General features: G+C 71.1%; 25 protein-coding genes and 1 tRNA gene. 16 read left to right on the forward strand and 10 right to left on the reverse strand.

The genetic code is table 11. The features are described 5' to 3' along the window. The first annotated feature begins 18 nt into the window (after positions 1-18). Positions 19-594: a TlpA disulfide reductase family protein gene (locus tag OG2516_RS09245; protein WP_007255392.1), complete on the forward strand. Its 576-nt coding sequence runs from the start codon at positions 19-21 to the stop codon at positions 592-594. 67 nt (positions 595-661) lie between these two features. On the opposite strand, the gene OG2516_RS09250 is transcribed toward OG2516_RS09245, so the two are convergent. From OG2516_RS09250 to OG2516_RS09270, 5 genes are all read right to left on the reverse strand, one after another. Continuing rightward, positions 662-1,219 (reverse strand): F0F1 ATP synthase subunit B, encoded by a 558-nt coding sequence (locus tag OG2516_RS09250; protein WP_007255393.1) that lies wholly within the window; start codon positions 1,217-1,219, stop codon positions 662-664. Positions 1,220-1,223: 4 nt separating this feature from the next. Further along, positions 1,224-1,766 carry a F0F1 ATP synthase subunit B' gene (locus OG2516_RS09255; RefSeq protein ID WP_040615732.1) on the reverse strand — a complete coding sequence of 181 codons (543 nt, stop codon included), beginning with the start codon at positions 1,764-1,766 and terminating at the stop codon, positions 1,224-1,226. Between the two features lie 233 nt (positions 1,767-1,999). Then, positions 2,000-2,236, reverse strand: a complete 237-nt coding sequence (locus OG2516_RS09260) for a F0F1 ATP synthase subunit C (protein WP_007255395.1) — start codon at positions 2,234-2,236, stop codon at positions 2,000-2,002. Between the two features lie 70 nt (positions 2,237-2,306). Then, positions 2,307-3,062, reverse strand: coding sequence for a F0F1 ATP synthase subunit A (locus tag OG2516_RS09265; RefSeq protein WP_007255396.1), 756 nt, complete (start codon positions 3,060-3,062; stop codon positions 2,307-2,309). Then, positions 3,052-3,393: an AtpZ/AtpI family protein gene (locus OG2516_RS09270; RefSeq protein WP_007255397.1), complete on the reverse strand. Its 342-nt coding sequence runs from the start codon at positions 3,391-3,393 to the stop codon at positions 3,052-3,054. The genes OG2516_RS09265 and OG2516_RS09270 overlap by 11 nt, the downstream gene beginning before the upstream one ends. Before the next feature lie 195 nt (positions 3,394-3,588). Here OG2516_RS09270 and OG2516_RS09275 point away from each other — a divergent pair, with 195 nt between their 5' ends. Further along, complete coding sequence (locus tag OG2516_RS09275) at positions 3,589-3,921, forward strand: ArsR/SmtB family transcription factor (protein ID WP_007255398.1); 333 nt, start codon at positions 3,589-3,591, stop codon at positions 3,919-3,921. A 110-nt stretch (positions 3,922-4,031) separates the two neighbouring features. Here the strand turns inward: OG2516_RS09275 and OG2516_RS09280 are convergent, their stop codons facing one another. Both OG2516_RS09280 and OG2516_RS09285 read right to left on the reverse strand, forming a co-directional pair. Beyond that, entirely contained in the window at positions 4,032-4,934 is a 903-nt protein-coding gene (locus OG2516_RS09280; RefSeq protein ID WP_007255400.1) for a DMT family transporter, read from the reverse strand. Further along, positions 4,931-5,809: a LysR family transcriptional regulator gene (locus OG2516_RS09285; RefSeq protein ID WP_007255401.1), complete on the reverse strand. Its 879-nt coding sequence runs from the start codon at positions 5,807-5,809 to the stop codon at positions 4,931-4,933. The genes OG2516_RS09280 and OG2516_RS09285 overlap by 4 nt, the downstream gene beginning before the upstream one ends. A gap of 434 nt (positions 5,810-6,243) precedes the next feature. On the opposite strand from OG2516_RS09285, the gene ffh reads away from it, so the two are divergent. From ffh to OG2516_RS09340, 11 genes are all read left to right on the forward strand, one after another. Further along, complete coding sequence (ffh, locus tag OG2516_RS09290; RefSeq protein WP_007255402.1) at positions 6,244-7,740, forward strand: signal recognition particle protein; 1,497 nt, start codon at positions 6,244-6,246, stop codon at positions 7,738-7,740. Between the two features lie 130 nt (positions 7,741-7,870). Beyond that, the gene (locus OG2516_RS18975; RefSeq protein ID WP_007255403.1) at positions 7,871-8,437 is read left to right on the forward strand and encodes a GNAT family N-acetyltransferase; all 567 of its coding nucleotides are present in this window, start codon (positions 7,871-7,873) and stop codon (positions 8,435-8,437) included. After that, positions 8,434-9,024 (forward strand): GNAT family N-acetyltransferase, encoded by a 591-nt coding sequence (locus tag OG2516_RS09300; RefSeq protein WP_007255404.1) that lies wholly within the window; start codon positions 8,434-8,436, stop codon positions 9,022-9,024. The genes OG2516_RS18975 and OG2516_RS09300 overlap by 4 nt, the downstream gene beginning before the upstream one ends. Next, complete coding sequence (locus tag OG2516_RS09305; protein WP_007255405.1) at positions 9,021-9,317, forward strand: chorismate mutase; 297 nt, start codon at positions 9,021-9,023, stop codon at positions 9,315-9,317. Before OG2516_RS09300 ends, OG2516_RS09305 begins: the two co-directional genes overlap by 4 nt. Positions 9,318-9,362: 45 nt before the next feature. After that, positions 9,363-9,755, forward strand: a complete 393-nt coding sequence (gene rpsP / locus OG2516_RS09310) for a 30S ribosomal protein S16 (protein ID WP_007255406.1) — start codon at positions 9,363-9,365, stop codon at positions 9,753-9,755. Between the two features lie 40 nt (positions 9,756-9,795). After that, positions 9,796-10,323: a ribosome maturation factor RimM gene (rimM, locus tag OG2516_RS09315; RefSeq protein WP_007255407.1), complete on the forward strand. Its 528-nt coding sequence runs from the start codon at positions 9,796-9,798 to the stop codon at positions 10,321-10,323. A gap of 72 nt (positions 10,324-10,395) precedes the next feature. Further along, on the forward strand, positions 10,396-10,560 hold the full coding sequence (locus OG2516_RS19525; RefSeq protein ID WP_007255408.1) for a DUF1328 domain-containing protein: 165 nt from the start codon (positions 10,396-10,398) through the stop codon (positions 10,558-10,560). Positions 10,561-10,604: 44 nt separating this feature from the next. Continuing rightward, positions 10,605-11,432 carry a tRNA (guanosine(37)-N1)-methyltransferase TrmD gene (trmD, locus tag OG2516_RS09325; RefSeq protein WP_007255409.1) on the forward strand — a complete coding sequence of 276 codons (828 nt, stop codon included), beginning with the start codon at positions 10,605-10,607 and terminating at the stop codon, positions 11,430-11,432. Between the two features lie 269 nt (positions 11,433-11,701). After that, positions 11,702-12,094, forward strand: coding sequence for a 50S ribosomal protein L19 (gene rplS / locus OG2516_RS09330; protein ID WP_007255410.1), 393 nt, complete (start codon positions 11,702-11,704; stop codon positions 12,092-12,094). Between the two features lie 11 nt (positions 12,095-12,105). Beyond that, on the forward strand, positions 12,106-12,327 hold the full coding sequence (gene rpmE, locus OG2516_RS09335) for a 50S ribosomal protein L31 (protein ID WP_007255411.1): 222 nt from the start codon (positions 12,106-12,108) through the stop codon (positions 12,325-12,327). Positions 12,328-12,498: 171 nt separating this feature from the next. Next, the gene (locus OG2516_RS09340; RefSeq protein WP_007255412.1) at positions 12,499-13,308 is read left to right on the forward strand and encodes a division plane positioning ATPase MipZ; all 810 of its coding nucleotides are present in this window, start codon (positions 12,499-12,501) and stop codon (positions 13,306-13,308) included. Here OG2516_RS09340 and OG2516_RS09345 read toward each other — a convergent pair. Both OG2516_RS09345 and OG2516_RS09350 read right to left on the reverse strand, forming a co-directional pair. Then, the gene (locus tag OG2516_RS09345) at positions 13,305-14,345 is read right to left on the reverse strand and encodes a hypothetical protein (RefSeq protein WP_007255413.1); all 1,041 of its coding nucleotides are present in this window, start codon (positions 14,343-14,345) and stop codon (positions 13,305-13,307) included. The genes OG2516_RS09340 and OG2516_RS09345 overlap by 4 nt on opposite strands. Before the next feature lie 156 nt (positions 14,346-14,501). After that, positions 14,502-14,578 (reverse strand) — tRNA-Met (locus OG2516_RS09350). Positions 14,579-14,682: 104 nt separating this feature from the next. On the opposite strand from OG2516_RS09350, the gene OG2516_RS09355 reads away from it, so the two are divergent. Beyond that, positions 14,683-16,086 carry an FAD-binding oxidoreductase gene (locus OG2516_RS09355; protein WP_007255414.1) on the forward strand — a complete coding sequence of 468 codons (1,404 nt, stop codon included), beginning with the start codon at positions 14,683-14,685 and terminating at the stop codon, positions 16,084-16,086. 68 nt (positions 16,087-16,154) lie between these two features. Continuing rightward, positions 16,155-17,372 carry an MFS transporter gene (locus tag OG2516_RS09360; protein WP_007255415.1) on the forward strand — a complete coding sequence of 406 codons (1,218 nt, stop codon included), beginning with the start codon at positions 16,155-16,157 and terminating at the stop codon, positions 17,370-17,372. On the opposite strand, the gene hemC is transcribed toward OG2516_RS09360, so the two are convergent. Then, entirely contained in the window at positions 17,342-18,283 is a 942-nt protein-coding gene (hemC, locus tag OG2516_RS09365; protein WP_007255416.1) for a hydroxymethylbilane synthase, read from the reverse strand. The two genes, OG2516_RS09360 and hemC, sit on opposite strands and share 31 nt — an antisense overlap. A gap of 125 nt (positions 18,284-18,408) precedes the next feature. Here hemC and hemE point away from each other — a divergent pair, with 125 nt between their 5' ends. Continuing rightward, on the forward strand, positions 18,409-19,437 hold the full coding sequence (hemE, locus tag OG2516_RS09370) for a uroporphyrinogen decarboxylase (protein WP_007255417.1): 1,029 nt from the start codon (positions 18,409-18,411) through the stop codon (positions 19,435-19,437). Positions 19,438-19,448 lie beyond the last annotated feature (11 nt).

Genomic DNA, 19,448 nt, shown 5'->3' on the forward strand with positions numbered 1-19,448 from the left:
GATGAGGAGACCCCGCCGATGAGGTTGAAAACAGCGCTGCTTTATATCGCCCTCGCCGGGGTTGCAAACACGGGCTGGGCCGACACCGCCGCGCTCGAGGCGCTGCGCGAGGGCGACATGAAGAAGCTCGCCTTCCACGGCGAGCCCATCGCCGCGCCGGACGACGTCACCTTCGAGGCCAACGGCGGCGGCGACGGGCAGCTTGCGGACTACGAGGGCAAGGTGCTGCTGCTCAACTTCTGGGCCACCTGGTGCCTGCCCTGCCGCGAGGAGATGCCCGAGCTGGCGGCGCTGCAGGAGGAGTTCGGCGGCGAGGACTTCGAGGTCGTCACCGTCGCCACGGGCCGCAACCCGCCCGACGCGATGGCGCGCTTCTTCGACGAGATCGGCGTCGACAACCTCCCCCTCCACCGCGACCCGCGGCAGGGCTTCGCGCGTTCGATGGGCGTGCTGGGCCTGCCGGTGACGGTGCTGATCGACGCCGAGGGCCGCGAGATCGGCCGCCTGCAGGGCGGCGCCGACTGGGGCTCCGACAGCGCCCGCGCCATCGTCGAGGCGCTGCTGGAAGACAGGGAGACGGCGGCGGCAGAGTAACCACCCCTCGGACGCGAAGAGGCCCGCCGAAGACGGCGGGCCTTATCTACTTTCGGTCCGCTGAGGCTCAGTGCAGCTTGGCCGCGGCCTCGGAGATGCCCTCGTCGATCAGCCGGTTGGCGTCGGCGGCGCTCATCTGCTTGGCGATGACCTCGCGCGCTGCGGCGACGGCCACGGTGACCGCCTGGTTGCGCACGTCGCGGACGGCGGCGTCCTGGGCGCTGGCGATCTGCTCCTCGGCGGCGGCGAGTCGGCGGGCGACGGAGGTCTGGATGTCCGTCTTGGCCTGCTCGGCGGCGCTGTTGGCCTCGGCGCGGGCGTTCTCGACGATGCGGTCGGCCTGCGCCTGCACGTCCTTCTGCTTGCGCTCGTACGAGGCGAGCAGGCTCTGGGCCTCCTCGCGCAGCGCCTTCGCCTCGTCGATTTCCTTGCGGATCGAGTCGGCGCGCTCGTCGAGCATCTTCGTCAGCATTCCCGGCACCTTGAAGTAGACCAGGACGCCGAGGAACAGGAGGAAGGCCAGCAGCACGACGAAATCGGTGTTGGCGAGCGAGAAGAACACGTCGCCGGCGGCGAGCGCGGGGCTGGCGGCGAGCGCGAAGGCGGCGGTCAGAAGGTATTTCATCACGTTACCCTTTCACCCGCTGGTCGACGGCCGCGGCGATGGCCGCGTCATCGGCGGTGGCGCCGAAGGCGGCGACGATGGCCTTGGCGGTGTCGGTGGCGACGTCGCGGACGCTGTCCATGGCGCCGGCGCGGATCTCGGCGATGGCCGCCTCGCTCTCGGCGGTCTTGGCGCCGATCTGCTCGTCGGCCCGGGCGAGCTCGGCGTCGAGGTCGGCCTGGATCGAGGCGCGGGTCTCGTCGGCGATGCGGTTGGCCTCGGCACGGGCGTCGGCGAGCGCCTTGTCGTAGGCGGCCTCGGCCTCCTGCGCGCGCAGCTTCAGCTCTTCGGCGCTGGCGAGGTCGTTGGTGACCGTGCCCTGGCGCTCGGCCAGCACGGCGCCGATGCGGGGCATCGCGATGCGGCTGACCACGAAGTAGATCGCGAACAGCGTGACGAGCAGCCAGAAGATCTGGTTGGGGAAGGTGGAGAAGTCGAGCTGCGGCATCCCCGCCGCCTCGGCTCCGCCATGGGCGTCGATGGCGTCGTACCCGACTTCGGCCGTCACCGGACCGTCGCCGTGGGCACCGGCCTCGACACCGAGATCGGCGGCGACCTCGCCGGTCGGCTCGATTTCCGCGTTGTTGCCCTCGACCTGAACCGGGATCGGCTGCAGGACCTGGGGCTCGATGCCCGCGCGGGCAGTAGTCTCTAGCGCCATGTCGTCCCCCTGGAACCTAAAGAGCCCGGGCGGACGCGCATGGCGCCCGGCCCGGTCGTAAGGATCGTCTCAGAGGTCGCTCAGACGGCGAACATCAGCAGCAGCGCGACGAGGAACGAGAAGATCCCGAGCGCTTCCGCGAAGGCGATGCCGATGAAGAGCGTGGCGGTCTGGCTGGCCGCCGCGGAGGGGTTGCGCAGGGCGCCGGCGAGGAAGTTGCCGGCGACGTGGCCGACGCCGATGGCGGCCGCGCCCGAACCGATGCCCGCGAGGCCGGCACCGATGAACTGACCCATGTTTGCGATATCGCCTTCCATGACATTGTCTCCTTACGATGGAAGTTTGCGTAGGGTGCGCCGTCGCGGCGCACCGTTACTCGGGATGGTGTTAGTGAGAGGGGTGCAGCGCGTCCTTGAGGTAGACGCACGTCAGGATCGTGAACACGTAGGCCTGGATGAAGGCCACCAGCACCTCGAGCCCGTAGATCGCGGCGATCGCGATGACGGAGAGCGGCGCGACGGTGGCGATCGCGGCGAAGCCGGCGAACACCTTGATCACCGCGTGGCCGGCCATGATGTTGCCGCCCAGACGAATGGAGTGGCTGACCGGGCGCACGAAGTACGAGATCAGCTCGATGATCGCGAGCACCGGGCGCAGCGCCAGCGGCGCCGAGCTGACCCAGAACAGGCCGAGGAACTTGGTGCCGTTGAGCACGAAGCCGAGGATCGTCACCGTCAGGAACACCGACAGCGCGAGCACGGCGGTGACCGCGATGTGCGAGGTGGTGGCGAAGCTCGTCGGGATCAGGCCGAGGAAGTTGGCGAACACGATGAACAGGAACAGGGTGAAGATGTAGGGGAAGTACTTGAGCCCTTCGCGGCCCGAGACGTCCTCGACCATCTTGTAGACGAAGCCGTAGGCGAGCTCGGCGACCGACTGCATCCGGCTCGGCACGATGGCACGGCCGCGGGTGCCGAGCGCGAACAGGCCGGCCACGCACAGGATCGTCAGCGCCATCCAGAAGGTGACGTTGGTGATCGTGTACCAGTGGATCTCGCCGTCGCCGAACAGCGGCTTCACGATGAACTGGTCCAGCGGGTGAAAGACCAGCCCGCCCTCTTCGGCTTCGGTTTCAACTGCCACGTGTCGCGTCCCCGTCTTCGCCGGCCTCGTCGGCCTGCTGCTGTCGTTGCACCTCCTGGGCCGACCGCATCATCGTCTTGATGCCGGCCGCGAGGCCCAGGAATATGAACAGCACCATCAACCACGGCTTCGTCCCCAGCAGGGAATCAAGCCCGTATCCGATGCCGAAGCCGATCCCCAGACCGGCCACGAGCTCGATCACCATGCGCCAGGCGAGCTGTGCCTGGCTGTGGTGGTCGGCCTCGCGGGGTTTCGGCGCCCGCTCGTCCTTCGCCTTGCGGATGCGCTCCTCGAGCGCTTTCATCCGGTCGGCGTCGGTCTGGTCGGGCAAGCCGATCTCCCTCAGAAGTCGAGAGGGTGAGTAGTGGGCAGGGACGGTTTCGTCAAGCAGCGGGGGCAGGCGGGAATGTTCCGAGGAAACAGCGGCTTATCCGGCGGCGACGCTTTCGGGACGCGATGCCGCACCGGCGATGATGTTCAACCGCGTGGTTGACTTTGCCGCCCGCGCACCGCTCAAGCTCGCCTCATGTCCAGCCAACTCGACATCGTCTTCTCGGCCCTCGCCGATCCGACCCGCAGGGCGATCCTCGCGATGCTGCTCGAGGACGACATGGCCGTCACCGATGTGGCCGAGCCGTTCGCGATGTCGCTCGCGGCGGTCTCGAAGCATCTTCGGGTGCTCACCGCGGCCGGGCTGATCCAGCAGGAACGCCGCGGCCGGGTGACGTGGTGCAAGCTCCAGCCCGAGTCGCTGCGCGACGCGAGTGTCTGGATGCAGTCGTTCGGACAGTTCGAAGCCGGCGACTTCGACGCCTTCGAACGGTTCCTCGCCGCCGAACTGGGCGACGAGGCGACCTAGCCGGTCAGAGTACGAAGCCGATGATGACGAGCACGACGACGACGAGGCCTACGATATAGATGATGCGGTTCACTGGAACTGTCCTCCTACAGGTGTGACAGGCCAACCGGTCAGACCCGCACCGGTTCCGCCCGCTCTTCGTCGCGCAGCAGCAACAGCAGCGCCACCGCCGACAGCACCACCCCCAGCGCCACCACCGGGCGCGGCACCGCCCCGCCGAGCGCGACCTCCCAGGCGATGACCGACGAGGGGGTGAGGTAGGTATAGGCCATGACCTTCGCCGACGGCAGCCGCAGCGTCGCCACCTGGAGCAGCACGAAGGTCGTCGCCGAGGCGAACACCGCCAGGTAGACCAGCGTGATCCAGACCAGCGGCGACAGCGCCGCCCAGTCGATCAGCACCAGCTCGCTCCAGCCCCACACCGTGAGCACGCCGCAGCCCGCCAGCATCATGCCGAAGGTGAAGACGATGGCCGGCTCGCCCCGGTTCAGCTTGCGCACCATCGGCGTGTAGGCGGCGTGCGCGGCGACGCCGACGAAGTAGATCGCCTCGCCCCGCCCCACGTCGAGCGCCAGCAGCGCCGACAGCTCGCCCCGGAAGATCACCCACAGCGCGCCGAGCGCGCCCAGCCCCAGCGCGACGGCCATCCGGGGCGTCAGCCGCTGGCGCAGCAGCAGCCAGCCGAAGCCGGCGGCGAGCAGCGGCGTCAGGGTGAAGACCGCCGCCGCGCTCACCGCGCTCGCCGTCTTGAGCCCCTCGAACATCAGCACGAAGTAGATCGCCAGCAGCCCGCCGAGCACGAGGTAGCGCCACGGCGCCGCCAGCGCGCTGCGCCTGATGCCGGTGGTGGCGAAGGCGAGCGCGCCGATGATCGCCGTCGCGATCAGGAAGCGCACCGCGTTGAGCGCGGCCGGGTCGATCTCGTTGGCGATGCGGGTGCCGAGCGCGAACGAGCCGCCCACCAGCAGCGCGAAGGTCAGCATGGCGAGGTGCCCGACGGCGCCGGGGCTCATGCGAAGGTCCAGCCCTTGGCCCGCTCCTTGAGGAACTTCAGGAACGCCTGCACCTTCGGCGTCCGGTGCAGGTCGACATGGGTGACGATCCAGAGCCGCGACTGCCACTCCTCCATCGCCGGCAGCACCTCGACCATGCGCTCGCGATCGATGTCCCACTCGCACAGGAAGCCGATCCCCGCCCCTGCCGCGATGGCGTCGACGACCGACTGGTTCTCCATCGTGCGGAACACCACCCGCTCGCGCGGCACCTGGGCGAGCAGCCAGCGCATGAAGGGCACCCGGCTGTCGAGCGGGTCGAGGCCGACGAAATCGTGCTGCTTGAGGTCCTCGACGCTCTCGGGCTTGCCGCGCCGGGCGATGTAGTCGCGCGAGGCGACCATGCGGATCGCCTGCGACAGGAACGGCTGCACCACGTTGTCGGGCTGCTCGGGCGCGGCCCCGGCGCGCAGCGCGACATGGGCCTCGCCGTATTCCAGCCGGAACAGCCGGCTCCCGGTGAGGTAGCGCACCTGCAGCCCCTCGTTCTCGCGCTGGAAGTCGACGAGCACCGGCGCGAGCAGCGCCGACAGCGTCGCCAGCGAGGTCACCACCAGCTCGCCCGACACCCCTTCGCCCCGGCCCCGGATGCGGCCAGCGAGCTGGGTAAACTGGTCGTCGGTGGTCTGGGCGACGGTGAGCAGGTCCTGCCCGGCCTCGGTGGCGGTGTAGCCGCGCGCGTGGCGCTGGAACAGCTTCACCCCGAGCCGGCTCTCGAGCGAATCGATGTGACGGATCACCGTGGCATGGTGCACGCCGAGCACCTCCGCCGCGCCGCTGACCGTCCCCTTGCGCGCCACCTGGTAAGCCGTGCGCACCTCGTCCCAGTTATCCATCGCGGCCTCGCTTCTTCGTGCGTCACATCACACAACAAGCAACATCAAGTGACGGCTGTTCACATTTGCAAGGAGGTGCCCGATGGCGCGCCCCGCGTCAACGCCGGCGATACCCGATAACAGCGCCGCGACGGTCGCCTGCTATCGCATATCCCGTGCCCGGCACCCATGTTGGCGTTGTTCCGGACACCCGAGATCGTCCCTCGTCTCTCCTGTCTCCCCAGACCGTGGGTGTCCGGAACCACCCCCACAATTGACAGGACCGCCCCGAGCCGCTAACGGGAACGCCACTCCGGAAGTGACGCAAGCTTCCGGTCCCGGCGCCCGTCGGGATCGCCCCCCGTCAGCGAGCGTTCGCCCACGGGGGCGTTTGCCGTTTGACCTGACGGCCCCCACATCGGGGCCAGCCGCAACAGCCAAAGGGGCCCGCGCCCATGTTCGAGAACCTGTCCGACCGCCTCTCCGGCGTCTTCGACCGCCTCACCAAGCAGGGCGCGCTCTCGGCGGAGGACGTCAAGACGGCGCTGCGCGAGGTCCGTGTCGCGCTGCTCGAGGCGGACGTGTCGCTGCCGGTCGCGCGCGAGTTCATCAAGGCGGTTGAGAAACAGGCGACGGGCGCGGCGGTCACGAAGTCGGTCACGCCCGGCCAGCAGGTCATCAAGATCGTCCACGACGAGCTGATCGGCGTGCTGCAGGGCGAGGGCGACCCGGGCAAGCTCAAGATCGACAACCCGCCGGCGCCGATCCTGATGGTCGGCCTGCAGGGCTCGGGCAAGACCACCACCACCGCCAAGCTCGCCAAGCGGCTCAAGGACCGCGAGGGCAAGCGGGTGCTGATGGCCTCGCTCGACGTCAACCGCCCCGCGGCGATGGAGCAGCTGGCGATCCTCGGCCAGCAGATCGGCGTCGACACCCTGCCCATCGTCAAGGGCGAGGACCCGGTGGCGATCGCCAGGCGGGCCAAGACCCAGGCGAGCCTCGGCGGCTACGACGTCTACATGCTCGACACCGCCGGCCGGCTGCACATCGACCACGAGCTGATCGCCCAGGCCGCCGCGGTGCGCGACGTCGCCAACCCGCGCGAGACGCTGCTGGTGGTCGACGGCCTCACCGGCCAGGACGCGGTCAACGTCGCCGAGGAGTTCGACGACAAGATCGGCGTTTCCGGCGTGGTGCTCACCCGGATGGACGGCGACGGCCGCGGCGGCGCGGCGCTGTCGATGCGCGCGGTGACCGGCAAGCCGATCCGCTTCGTCGGCCTCGGCGAGCGGATGGACGCGATCGAGGAGTTCCACGCCGAGCGCATCGCCGGCCGGATCCTCGGCATGGGCGACATCGTCAGCCTGGTGGAGAAGGCGCAGCAGACCCTCGAGGCCGAGCAGGCCGAGCGGATGATGAAGCGCTTCCAGAAGGGTCAGTTCAACATGAACGACCTGAAGATGCAGCTCGAGCAGATGCAGAAGATGGGCGGCATGGAGGGCATGATGCAGATGATGCCCGGCATGGGGAAGATGCAGAAGCAGATGGCCGAGGCGGGGATGGACGACTCGATCCTGCGCCGCCAGATCGCGCTGATCAACTCGATGACGAAGAAGGAGCGCGCCAACCCCGCCCTGCTCCAGGCCAGCCGCAAGAAGCGCGTCGCCGCCGGTGCCGGGCTCGAGGTCAGCGAGCTCAACAAGCTGATCAAGCAGCACCGGCAGATGTCGGATATGATGAAGAAGATCGGCAAGATGGGCAAAGGCGGCGCGCTCAAGCAGATGATGCGCGGGATGATGGGCAAGGGCGGCCCCTCGGCCGAGGACATGGCCGCCGCCCAGGCCGAGGTCGGCCGCATGGCGCAGATGCCGCCGGGCATGGGCAACCTGCCCGGGCTCGGCGGCGGCGGCGGCCTGCCCCCCGGCCTCTCGGGCTTCGGCAAGAAGAAGTGAGCGCGCGCCCGCACCATACGTTCGGCCGTGCATATTTCTGGCCAGATGAAGCGACACCCGCTCTTCATCTGGCCGGAAATATGCCCGCCGGAGGCGGTCCCGACGGGGCCGTCCGCGCCGTGGTGCGGGCATGAAGCAGGAGAGCATCTCCCTGCCGGGCGGCGTGCTGCCGCTGGGCGAGCTGGTGCTGCCGCTGCCGACGCGGCGGATGCGCTACGTGCGCCCAGGCCCCGAGCACGCGGCCGCGCAGGCGGCGTTCTACGCCTCGCCGCGCGCCGCCGCCCGCGGCTGGACCCCCGAGACCGGCGCCGGTCCGCACGGGCTCGAGGCGATGGCCGCGCAGCGCGCGCGGCGCGGCTTCGGTCCGTTCGTGGCCGAGCTCCACGACAGCGGCGCGCCGGTGGGCATCTTCGGGCCGTGGTGGCCGGAGGGGCAGCCCGAGCCGGAGATCAAGTGGATCGTATGGGACCCCGCCCACGAGGGCGCCGGCCTCGCCTTCGAGGGCGCGGTGGTGACGTTGTCCTTCGCCTACTGGGTCTACGGCTGGCGCACCGCGGTGAGCTACATCGACCCCGCCAACACCCGCTCGATCGCGCTGGCCAAGCGGCTCGGCGCGCTGCGCGACGGCGACTGGACCACGCCCGGCGGCCGCCGGGTCGAGGTCTGGCGGCACCCGGCGCCGGAGGACGTGGAATGACCCGCCCCTGGCTCACCCCGCCCGCCGGCGAAGCCGCCGGGCAGGTCGCGCGCCTCGCCGCCGCCCTGCCGGAGATCATCACCGAGCGGCTGGTGCTGCGCGCGCCGCGCCTTGCCGACTGGCCGCTGCTCGAGCCGATCTGGACCACCGCGCGCGGTGTGCATATCGGCGGGCCGATGTCGCCCGAGGACGCGTGGCTCGACTTCAACCAGATGGTCGCGAGCTGGCTGCTGCGCGGCCACGGCGCCTTCACCATCATCCGCCGCGCGGACGGCGCGGTGCTCGGCGTCGCGACGCTGGATCACGAGTGGGGCGACCCGGAGCCCGAGATCGGCTGGCTGCTCACCGAGGCCGCCGAGGGTCACGGCTACGCCCGCGAGGCCGGGCGCGCCCTGCGCGATCGCGCCGCCGCCCTGCTCGGCCCGGACGGCTTCGTCGCCTACGTGGCGCGCGGCCACACCCGCTCGGTCCGCGTCGCCGAGGCGCTCGGAGGCACGCCCGACGCCGCGCCCCACCCGCTCGATGCGGACGTGCTCGCCTACCGCTTCGGCCCCACCCCCAGCCCCCAGACGGAGACCGCCCGATGACGACGGACCACGAACGCGCCGCCGCGCTGCTCGCCGAGCACCGCGAGAGCATCGACCGGCTCGACGCGATCCTCGTCTACACGCTGGGCGAGCGCTTCAAGCACACCCAGGCCGTGGGCCGGCTCAAGGCCGACCACGACCTGCCGCCGTCCGATCCGGTTCGTGAGGACCAGCAGATCGCGCGGCTCACCGACCTTGCGCGCCGGGCCGATCTCGACCCGGAATTTGCCAAGAAATTCCTCGCCTTCATCATCGAGGAAGTCATCAAGCACCACGAGAAGATCAAGACGTAGGGGGCCCTGCCCCCTGCCGAAGCCATACCAAAGGAGAACACCACCATGGCCATGAAAATCCGTCTCGCCCGCGGCGGCTCCAAGAAGCGCCCGTTCTACTCGATCGTCGCCTCCGATTCGCGCATGCCGCGCGACGGCCGCTTCATCGAGAAGCTCGGCACCTACAGCCCGCTGCTGCCCAAGGACAGCGAGGACCGGGTGAAGATGGACACCGCCCGCGTGCAGCACTGGCTCGATGCGGGCGCCCAGCCCACCGACCGCGTCAGCCGCTTCCTCGAGGCCGCCGGCCTCGTCGCCAAGAAAGAGCGCAACAACCCCAAGAAGGCCGAGCCCGGCAAGGCCGCGCAGGAGCGCGCCTCGGCCCGCGCCGAGAAGGCCAAGGCCGCCGAGGAAGCCGCCAACCCGCCGGCCGAGACGGCCGACGACGCGGCCGAGTAAGGCTGCCGATGGCCCGGGCCATCCACCGGGAGGCCCGGCGATGAGCGGGGACGGCGACTCGCGCGTCGTCGTCGGCTCCATCGCCGGGGCCTTCGGCGTGCGCGGCGAGGTCCGGCTCAAGAGCTATTGCGCCGACCCCGCCGCCATCGCCGACTACACCCCGCTCCACACCGAGGACGGCCGCACCATCGCGCAGGTCGTCATCACCGGCGAGACCAAGGGCGCGCTGATCGCGCGGCTCGACGGCATCGCCACGAAGGAGCAGGCGGACGCCCTGCGCGGCACCGCGCTCCACGCGGCGCGCGACAGGCTGCCCTCGCTGCCCGACGACGAGTTCTACCATGCCGACCTGCTGGGCCTGCCCGTCTACGACGGCGGCGGCACCATGCTGGGCACCGTGAAGGCGGTGCACGATCATGGCGCGGGCGACCTGCTCGAGGTGCACGGACCGGGGCTGAAGTCGACGGTGCTGCTGCCCTTCACCCGCGAGATCGTCCCGACGGTCGACCTCGCCGCGGGGCGCATCGTGGCGGATCCGCCGGAGGGGTTGTTTCCGTCGGAGGCCTGACGGCGCACCGGAACGATCCGGCTGCAGGCGGCGTTCTCCTTTCACTACACGCAATCGTGAAAGGCCCAGATCATGATCGAATGGATCCTCATCCTCCTCGCCGTCGCCGCCGTCGCCTCGCTGCTCGGCTTCGGGCGGCTTTCCGGCGCCGCCCTGACCGGGGCGAAGATCCTGATCTTCGTGGCGCTCATCCTGTTCCTCCTCGTCCTGTTCGGCATCATCGCCATCGCCGCCTAGCGGCGCACATTCCCAAGCGGGCCGGCTTGGGCTAGAGGGCGGGCATGACGCACCCGCCCGAAAAGCCCGCCGCGCCCCCTGCCCGCTCGCATGGGCGCAAGACGATCCGCCCGACGCTGACGCCGCGCGACCTGATGGGCGACAACCCCGCCCTCGCCCGAGCCTGGCGGGCGCAGGTGCTGACGCTGTTCCCCGACGCCTTCCCCGGCCTGCTCGGCGAGAGCCTCACCGGGCGGGCGCTGAAGGACGGGCTGTGGCAGCTCGAGACGGTGGACCTGCGCCGCTTCGGCATCGGGCGGCATCGCAACGTCGACGACACCCCCGCCGGGGGCGGTGCGGGGATGGTGCTGCGCCCGGACGTGCTCGGCGCCGCCATCGAGTCGGCCCGCGCCGGCCTGCGCGGGGAGATGCCGCTGATCTACCTGTCGCCGCGCGGCCGCCGCTTCGATCAGCGGATGGCGCAGTCGCTGGCCGCGTGCGACGGGGTGACGCTGCTCTGCGGGCGGTTCGAGGGCGTCGACGAGCGGGTGATCGAGCATTACGGCATCGAGGAGGTCAGCCTCGGCGACTTCGTCCTCACCGGCGGCGAGATCGCGGCGCAGGCGCTGATCGACGCCGCCGTCCGGCTGCGGCCCGGCGTGCTCGGCAACGAGGCCTCGGCCGAGGAGGAGAGCTTCTCCGACGGCCTCCTCGAGCACCCCCACTACACGCGGCCCGCCGAATGGAACGGCCGCGCCATCCCCGAGGTGCTGCAATCGGGCCACCACGGCCGCATCGCCGCGTGGCGCCGCGCCCAGTCGGAGGCGCTGACCCGCGCCCGCCGCCCCGACCTCTGGGCCGCCTACGAGGCAAGACGCCGCGGCGAGCGCTGAGGGGCCTTGATCGGCGGGCGGTTTTGGTCTACGCGCGCCCGGTGCGGCGCCTCGTGGCCCGCGCATCCCGGCCAGGGCCGGGCGGGACGGTCCCGCGCAGATGCTTCTCTGCGCCGCAGCCCCCGCCAGCAAAGCCCGCACCGGCACAAGAAACGCGACCTGATCTCTTGCGGGCTGGCCGACGGGCCGGGACCCGGGTGAAGACCAAGAGCTCTCCGGACGGCATGAACCTTCACGGGCCAAACCGTGAGCAGCATTAGGAGGGTCTGATGGACCTGATCGCACAACTCGAGGCGGAACAGATCGCCTCGCTCGGGAAGGACATTCCCGACTTCAAGGCCGGCGACACGATCCGCGTCGGCTACAAGGTGACCGAAGGCACCCGCACCCGCGTGCAGAACTACGAAGGCGTCTGCATCAGCCGCAAGAACGGCGAGGGCATCGCCGGCTCGTTCACGGTGCGCAAGATCTCCTTCGGCGAGGGCGTGGAGCGCGTGTTCCCCCTCTATGCCACCAACATTGACAGCATCACCGTCGTGCGCCGCGGCAAGGTCCGTCGCGCCAAGCTGTACTACCTCCGCTCGCGTCGCGGCAAATCGGCCCGGATCGCGGAAGTTTCCAACTACAAGCCCAAGGCCGACAAGGCCGCGGCACAGGCCTGAGGAGCGCGGAGATGAAAAAGGACATTCACCCCGACTACCACGTCATCGACGTCAAGATGACCGACGGGACCGTCGTGCAGATGAAGTCGACCTGGGGCGCCGAAGGCGACCAGCTCTCGCTCGACATCGACCCCTCGGTGCACCCGGCCTGGACCGGCGGCACCTCGCGCCTGATGGACACCGGCGGGCGCGTCAGCAAGTTCAAGAAGAAGTACGAAGGCCTCGGGTTCTAAGACCCCTATCCTCCGACGCACGATCCGACGCCGCCCCCACCGGGGCGGCGTCTTGCGTTCCGGCGGGGCTGTGACGAAAGGGCCGACACGGCGGTTTTTTGCCCGACTGCGCTTTTCCGCCTCTGCTTGGCTAAATACAGTGTGCGCCAACAAGAAGCTGGGGGCCGGGCCGTGTCACATATCATCGTCGTGGGCAACGAGAAGGGCGGCGCCGGGAAGTCGACCGTGTCGATGCATGTCGCCACCGCGCTCGCGCGGCTGGGCGTCAAGGTCGCCACGATGGACCTCGACCTGCGCCAGAAGACGCTCGGCCGCTACATGGCCAACCGCGCCGCCTACCTCGAGAAGGAGGGGCTCGACCTGCCGAGCCCGAAGCACCACGAGCTGCCCGAGATCGACCAGTCGAGCCTCGGCCCCGGCGAGAACGTCAACGATCACCGCCTGTCCATGGCCGTCGCCGAGCTCGAGCCCGACGCCGACTTCATCCTGATCGACTGCCCCGGCTCGCACACCCGTCTGAGCCAGGTGGCGCACTCCCTCGCCGACACCCTGATCACGCCGCTCAACGACAGCTTCGTCGATTTCGACCTGCTCGCCCATGTCGACAGCGAGGGGCAGAACATCACCGGGCCGTCGGTCTATTCCGAGATGGTCTGGAACGCGCGCCAGCTGCGGGCGCAGGCGGGGCTGGAGCCGATCGACTGGGTCGTGGTGCGCAACCGGCTCGGCGCGCAGCAGATGGTGAACAAGCAGAAGATGGAGAAGGCGCTCGACAAGCTGGCGCGGCGGATCGGTTTCCGCGTCGCGCCGGGCTTCAACGAGCGGGTGATCTTCCGCGAGCTGTTCCCGCGCGGCCTGACCCTGCTCGACCTGCGCGACATCGGCGTCAAGAACCTCAACATCTCCAACATCGCCGCCCGCCAGGAGCTGCGCGACCTGATGAAGGCGCTGAACCTGCCGGGCGTCGAGGTGACCTTCTAGGACGTCGCCTCGTCGTCGTCGCGCCGGCGCAGCCCGGCGAGGCGCATCGTCACCAGCAGCACCGAGAGCGCGGCGCAGCCAAGCACCGCGAGCGCGGCGAGATCGCCCGCCAGCGCTTCGGTGAGGCGGGTTTCGCCCCAGGTGGCGAGGGTGCCGAGCCCGGCGCGGACGGTGTCGAGCGCGCGGATGTCCCACGCGGCGATGCCCGGCGTGAGCATCGGCAGCAGGTGCATCCCGGCCCCGGCGGCGACGACGAGCGCGAAGAAGGCGATCAGCGCGCCGCGCACCGGCGAGCGCCGCACCTGCGCCTCGGGCACCGGCACTTCCGCCTCGGCCAGCGGCGGCCGCGCCGCGGCCTGCGCGCGCGCGCCGCTCTGCGCCGCCAGCGCCGCGAGCGCCAGGGCGAGGAACCCGAGGCCGCCCGCGATCCTGGCGCAGAGGCCGAAGATCGTGCTCTCGCCCGACGCCGGCAGGTAGGCGGCGCGGCGGCCCTCGACGAACGGGTAGACCACCCGGCGCAGCATCGCCGCCGGCACCTCGGCGCCCGCCAGCGTTTCGGCCCACGCGCCCACCGCGCCGTAGCGGCCGTTGAGCGTGACCACCGGCCCGATCGGGCCCCGCGCCCGCGCCAGCGCCTCGAACCGCTCGGCGGTGAACCGTTCCGCGCTGAAGCCCGGCCCGGTGAACAGCGCGATGCCGAACGGCGCGTTGAGGTCGGACAGCGTCGCCTCCTCGCCGTAGAGCGGCACCATCAGCGCCGGCGCACCGGCCTCGTCGTCCGGCTCCAGCAGCCGCGCGCCTGCCACGTCGAGCTGCGCCGTCAGCACCACCTCCGACAGCGGCCCGAGATCGTTCGAGGGATGGAACGCGCTCACCGGCACCGCGGCGGGCGGCCCGGCGAGGTAGAGCTCCGCCATCTCGGCGCGCGCATCGTTCGCCTCGGCCTGCAGCCAGGCCCCGACCGCGACCACCCCCAGCGCAACGACGCCGACCAGCCAGGGCGCGATGCGCAGGACGACGGAGACCTTGGAACCCATGTGACACCCACTCGTAGAGACTGGGTGAAGATGCGCGGCAGATTGCGGCAACTCGTTGACCGGTTAACGACGATTTTCGGTGTCGGCAGCGACGTGCCGACGCCACGCGCCGACGGCCCCGCCGGGCCGCTGGTCGCCAGTGTCTCAAGGGGATTTTGGTAGCGTGGGGCGGACTTGAACCGCCGACCCCAGCATTATGAGTGCTGTGCTCTAACCAGCTGAGCTACCACGCCACACCCGGGTCGCACTAGAGAACGTCCGCGGGCGTGTCAACGGCAAATCGAGCCTCTTTTCGTCCCCCGCGCGATGCGCGAAGAAGGCGCGGGAGGAGACGCACATGATCGAACAATTCGCCGCCATCGTCGGCCCCGCCAACGTGCTGACGGGCGACGCCGCGGCACCCTGGGCGCGCGACTGGACGGGCAACTACGAGGGCCTGCCCGCGGCGGTGGTGCGCCCCGCCTCGACGGCGGAGGTGTCGCAGGTGCTGGCGGCGGCGAACGCGGCGGAGGTGCCGGTGGTGCCGGTCTCGGGCAACACCGGGCTCAACGGCGGCGCCTTCGCGCGCGACGCCGTCGTCGTCTCGCTCGACCGGATGCGCGCGATTCGCGAGGTGCGCGCGAGCGAGCGGGTCGCCGTGGTCGAGGCCGGGGTGATCCTGTCGGAGCTGCACGATGCCGCCGAGGCGGAGGGGCTGATCTTCCCGATGACCTTCGGCGCGCGCGGCTCGGCGCGGATCGGCGGCATCCTGTCGACCAACGCCGGCGGCTCCAACGTCCTGCGCTACGGCAACACCCGCCAGCTCGTCCTCGGGATCGAGGCGGTGCTCGCCGACGGCCGGGTGCTCGACCTGATGACGGCGCTGCACAAGGACAATACCGGCCCCGCGCTCGGCCAGCTGATGATCGGCGCCGAGGGGATGCTCGGCGTCATCACCGGCGCCGTCCTCAAGCTCGCGCCGCAGCCCCGCGCCTACGCCACCGCGATGGTCGCCGTGCGCGACCTCGACACCGCGCTGACGCTGCTCAACCGGCTGCAGGACGCCTCGGGCGGCGCGGTGGAAGCGTTCGAGTACATGCCGGCGAACTACATCGCGCGCCACCTGGAGGTGATCGCGGGGGCGCGCCCGCCGTTCGACGCGGCGCACGAGACTAACATCCTCGTCGAGCTCGGCGCCACCGCCGCCCGCGACGCCACGCCCGGCCCCGACGGCACCGTGCCGCTCGCCGCGCTGCTCGAGGAGACCCTCGCCGCCGCCTTCGAGGAAGGGCTCGTCGCCGACGCCGTCGTCGCCCAGACCGAGGCTCAGCGGCGCGAGATGTGGGCGCGGCGCGAGTCGGCAGCCGAGATCACCTTCCACCGCCGCCCCTTCGTCGACACCGACATCGCGGTGCCGCTGCACGCGGTGCAGGCGTTCCTCGACGGCATCCGCGCCCGCCTCGCCGCGCTCGACCCGGACGCCGACGATTTCGTCGTCGCCCATCTCGGCGACGGCAACATCCACTACACCGTCTATCCCGGCCGCGACGACCCGGCGCTGATGCGCGCGATCCGCGAGGCGATCGACGACACCGCCGTCGGCCTCGGCGGCACCTTCAGCGCCGAGCACGGCATCGGCCTGTCCAAGCTCGGCGCGATGGCGCGGCACAAGAACCCGGTCGCGCTCGACGCGCTGCGGGCGATCAAGGCGGCGCTCGACCCGAACGACATCCTCAACAGGGGCAAGACGATCCCGCGCTAGCGGGTGGTGCAGCCTTGCCTCCGGCCGCCGATGGGTGCAGGCCGGCGGCGGGGCGGAGGCGAGTGACCATGTTCAAACCGTTGATCCTGATCTGGCGCGATCCCGCGCTGCGCATGGCCGCGGCGGCGGTGATGCTGGTGGGCTGCCTCGCCGCGACGATGACGCCCTACCAGAGCCTGATCGCGATCCGCCTGTTCGGCCTCTCCGACAGCGCCTACGCCCTCGTCCTCGCCGTCGCGTCGGCGGTCGCCGTCGCCGGGTCGGTCGGCATCGGCATCCTCACCGACCAGACGGCGCAGCGGCGCGCCATCGCGGCCTGGTCGGCGGGGCTCGGCATCTTCGGCGCGCTGCTGGTGCTGGCCCTGCCCGGCAAGGTCAGCTTCGTGCTCGCGCACGCGCTCGTGCTGCCCCTCGCGAGCAGCGTCTTCGGCCAGATCTTCGCCCTCGCCCGCCTCGCCTCGCAGCGCTTCGCGGCGGCCGACCGCGACGGCATCATGGCGGCGGTCCGCGCGCTCTTCGCGCTGCCCTTCATCGTGGTCCTGCCGCTCTGGTCGGTCGCCTTCGACGCCGGCGCGGGGCTGCTGACGATCTACGCCGTCCTCGCCGCGCTCGGGTTGGTGCTGGTGCGGCTGCTGACGGCCCACTGGCCGCGCGCGGGTGCACTCGCGGCGGAGACCCGCTCGGGCCTGTCGCTGAGCGCGTCGCTGGCGGAGATGGGCCGGCCGGCGGTGCTGGTGCGGGTGGCGCTGACGGGGGCGATCGGCTCGGGCGTGTTCATGTACATGGTGATCCTCGGCCTCGCCTTCGACGCCGCGCCCGGCCGCGACATCGGCGACGTGGCGATCTTCGCCGGGCTGATCGCGGGCCTCGAGGTGCCGGTGATGCTCTCGATGGGCCTGCTGCTCGCGCGGATGGGCCGGCTGCAGGCGATCCTGCTCGGCGCGGCCTGCTACGCCGGCTTCCTGTTCGCCTTCCCGGCGCTGCTGCCGACGCCGTGGGTCTGGCTGCTGACGATCCCGGCGGCGGTGGGCGGCGGCATCGTGCTGTCGCTGCCGATCGCCTACGTGCAGGACCTCATGGGCACCCGCGCCGGCGCCGGCGGCGCGCTGCTCGCGGTCCAGAAGGTCGCGTCCGACACGCTCTGCGCGGCGCTGTTCGCGGTGGCGACGTGGGTGGCGGGCTACGGGCTGGCCGCGGTGCTGGCCGGCGTGGCGATGCTGGCGGCGGCCTTCGCGCTGATCCTGCTCGACCGGCCTCAGCTGTCGAAGAACCCCGGCCCCGCCTGAGCCAGCAGCCGCCGCGCCATGTCGGTGCCGAGCGCCGCACCGTCGGCGATCTGGGCCTCGGCCTCGTCGGCGAGGCAGCGGCTGCCGTCATGGGCGAGGATCTCGCCGCGCAGCCGCAGCCGGCCGTCGCCGATCAGCTCGGCCAGTCCCGCGATGGGCGTCTCGCAGGAGCCGTCGAGCGCCGCGAGGAACGCCCGCTCCGCCGCCAGCCGCTCGCCGGTGGCGCGGTCATGGATCGCGGCGAGCATCTCGCCCAGCCCCTCGTCCGACGCCCGCCGCTCGATGCCGATGGCGCCCTGCGCCACGGCCGGGAGCATGTCCTCGGGCGCGATGGGCGCCTGCGGCACGTCGTCGGCCCCGAGCCGGTTGAGCCCGGCGACGGCGAGGAAGGTCGCCACCGCGACGCCGCTCTCGAGCTTCCTCAGCCGGGTCTGCACGTTGCCGCGGAACTCGACGACGTGCAGGTCGGGCCGCCGGTGCAGCAGCTGCGCCTTGCGCCGCAGCGACGACGTCCCGACCGTCGCGCCGTCGGGCAGCGCCTTGATCCCGGCATGGAGCAGCGAGACGAACGCATCGCGCGGGTCTTCGCGCGGCAAATAGCAGTCGAGCACCAGCCCCTCGGGCTGCGCGACCGGCATGTCCTTCATCGAGTGCACCGCGATGTCGATCGCGCCCGACAGCATCGCCTCCTCGATCTCCTTCGTAAACAGCCCCTTGCCGCCGATCTCCTTGAGCGGCCGATCGACGACGCGGTCGCCGGTGGTGCGGATCACGACGACCTCGAAGGCTTCCCCGGGCAGGCCGTGCGCGGCGGCCAGCCTGTCGCGGGTCTCGTGCGCCTGCGCGAGGGCCAGCGGCGAGCCGCGGGTGCCGATCTTGAGCGGGCGGTCTGGAGTGGGCGTATCTGTCATGGCGGCGGTTCTAGTCGGGCGGGCCGGGCAAGCCAATGCTTGACGCTCCGCCGCGCCGGGCCAGCTCCGGTTGACAGGCCGCGGCCGGAGTGGGACCACCCTGCCGGATCAACGGGGAGCCCACCATGCCGAACAAGTTGCTGCTCAGGGCGCTCGCCGGAGAGACGCTGCCGACCCCGCCGATCTGGCTGATGCGCCAGGCCGGGCGCTACCTGCCCGAGTACCGCGCCACCCGCGCGCAGGCCGGCGATTTCCTGTCCCTGTGCTACAACCCCGAGCTCGCCGCCGAGGTGACGCTGCAGCCGATCCGCCGCTTCGGCTTCGATGCCGCGATCCTGTTCGCCGATATCCTGCTCGTGCCGCAGGCGCTGGGGCTCGACCTCTGGTTCGTCACCGGCGAGGGGCCGCGGCTGTCGACGGTCACGGGGCCGGACGACCTCGCCCGCCTGCGCGGCCCCGACGACATCCACGACCGCCTCGCGCCGGTCTACGAGACGGTGCGGCGGCTGACCGAGTCGCTGCCGCGCGAGGTCGCGCTGATCGGCTTCGCCGGCGCGCCCTGGACCGTCGCGACCTACATGATCGCCGGGCGCGGCACCCCCGACCAGGGCCCGGCGCACGCGCTGAAAAGCACCGACCGCGCCACGTTCGACGCGCTGATGGAGCGCATCACGCTGGCGACGATCGAGTACCTCTCGGCGCAGGTCGAGGCCGGGGCGGAGTGCGTGAAGCTGTTCGACAGCTGGGCCGGCTCGCTCGAGGGCGACGACTTCGAGACCTACGCCGTCGCCCCCGCCGCCCGCATCGTCGCCGCGCTCAAGGCGCGCCATCCGGGACTGCCGGTCATCGCCTTCCCGCGCGGCGCCGACAGCCGCTACGTGGGGCTGCACGAGCGCATCGGCGCGGAGTGCATGGCCATCGACAACGGGGTGTCGGCCCGCTGGGCCGCCGAGCATGTCCAGCCCGGCGGCTGCGTGCAGGGCAACCTCGCGCCGACCCACATGGTCACCGGCGGCGCGGCGCTGGTGGAGGAGACGCGCGCCATCGTCGAGGCCTTCTCGCGCGGACCGCACGTCTTCAACCTCGGCCACGGCATCACCCCCGACGCCGACCCCGACAATGTGCACCGGCTGATCGAGGCGGTGCGCGGCTAACGGTTTGTTCA

It is taken from the genome of Oceanicola granulosus HTCC2516, from assembly GCF_000153305.1.
GTDB lineage: Bacteria > Pseudomonadota > Alphaproteobacteria > Rhodobacterales > Rhodobacteraceae > Oceanicola > Oceanicola granulosus.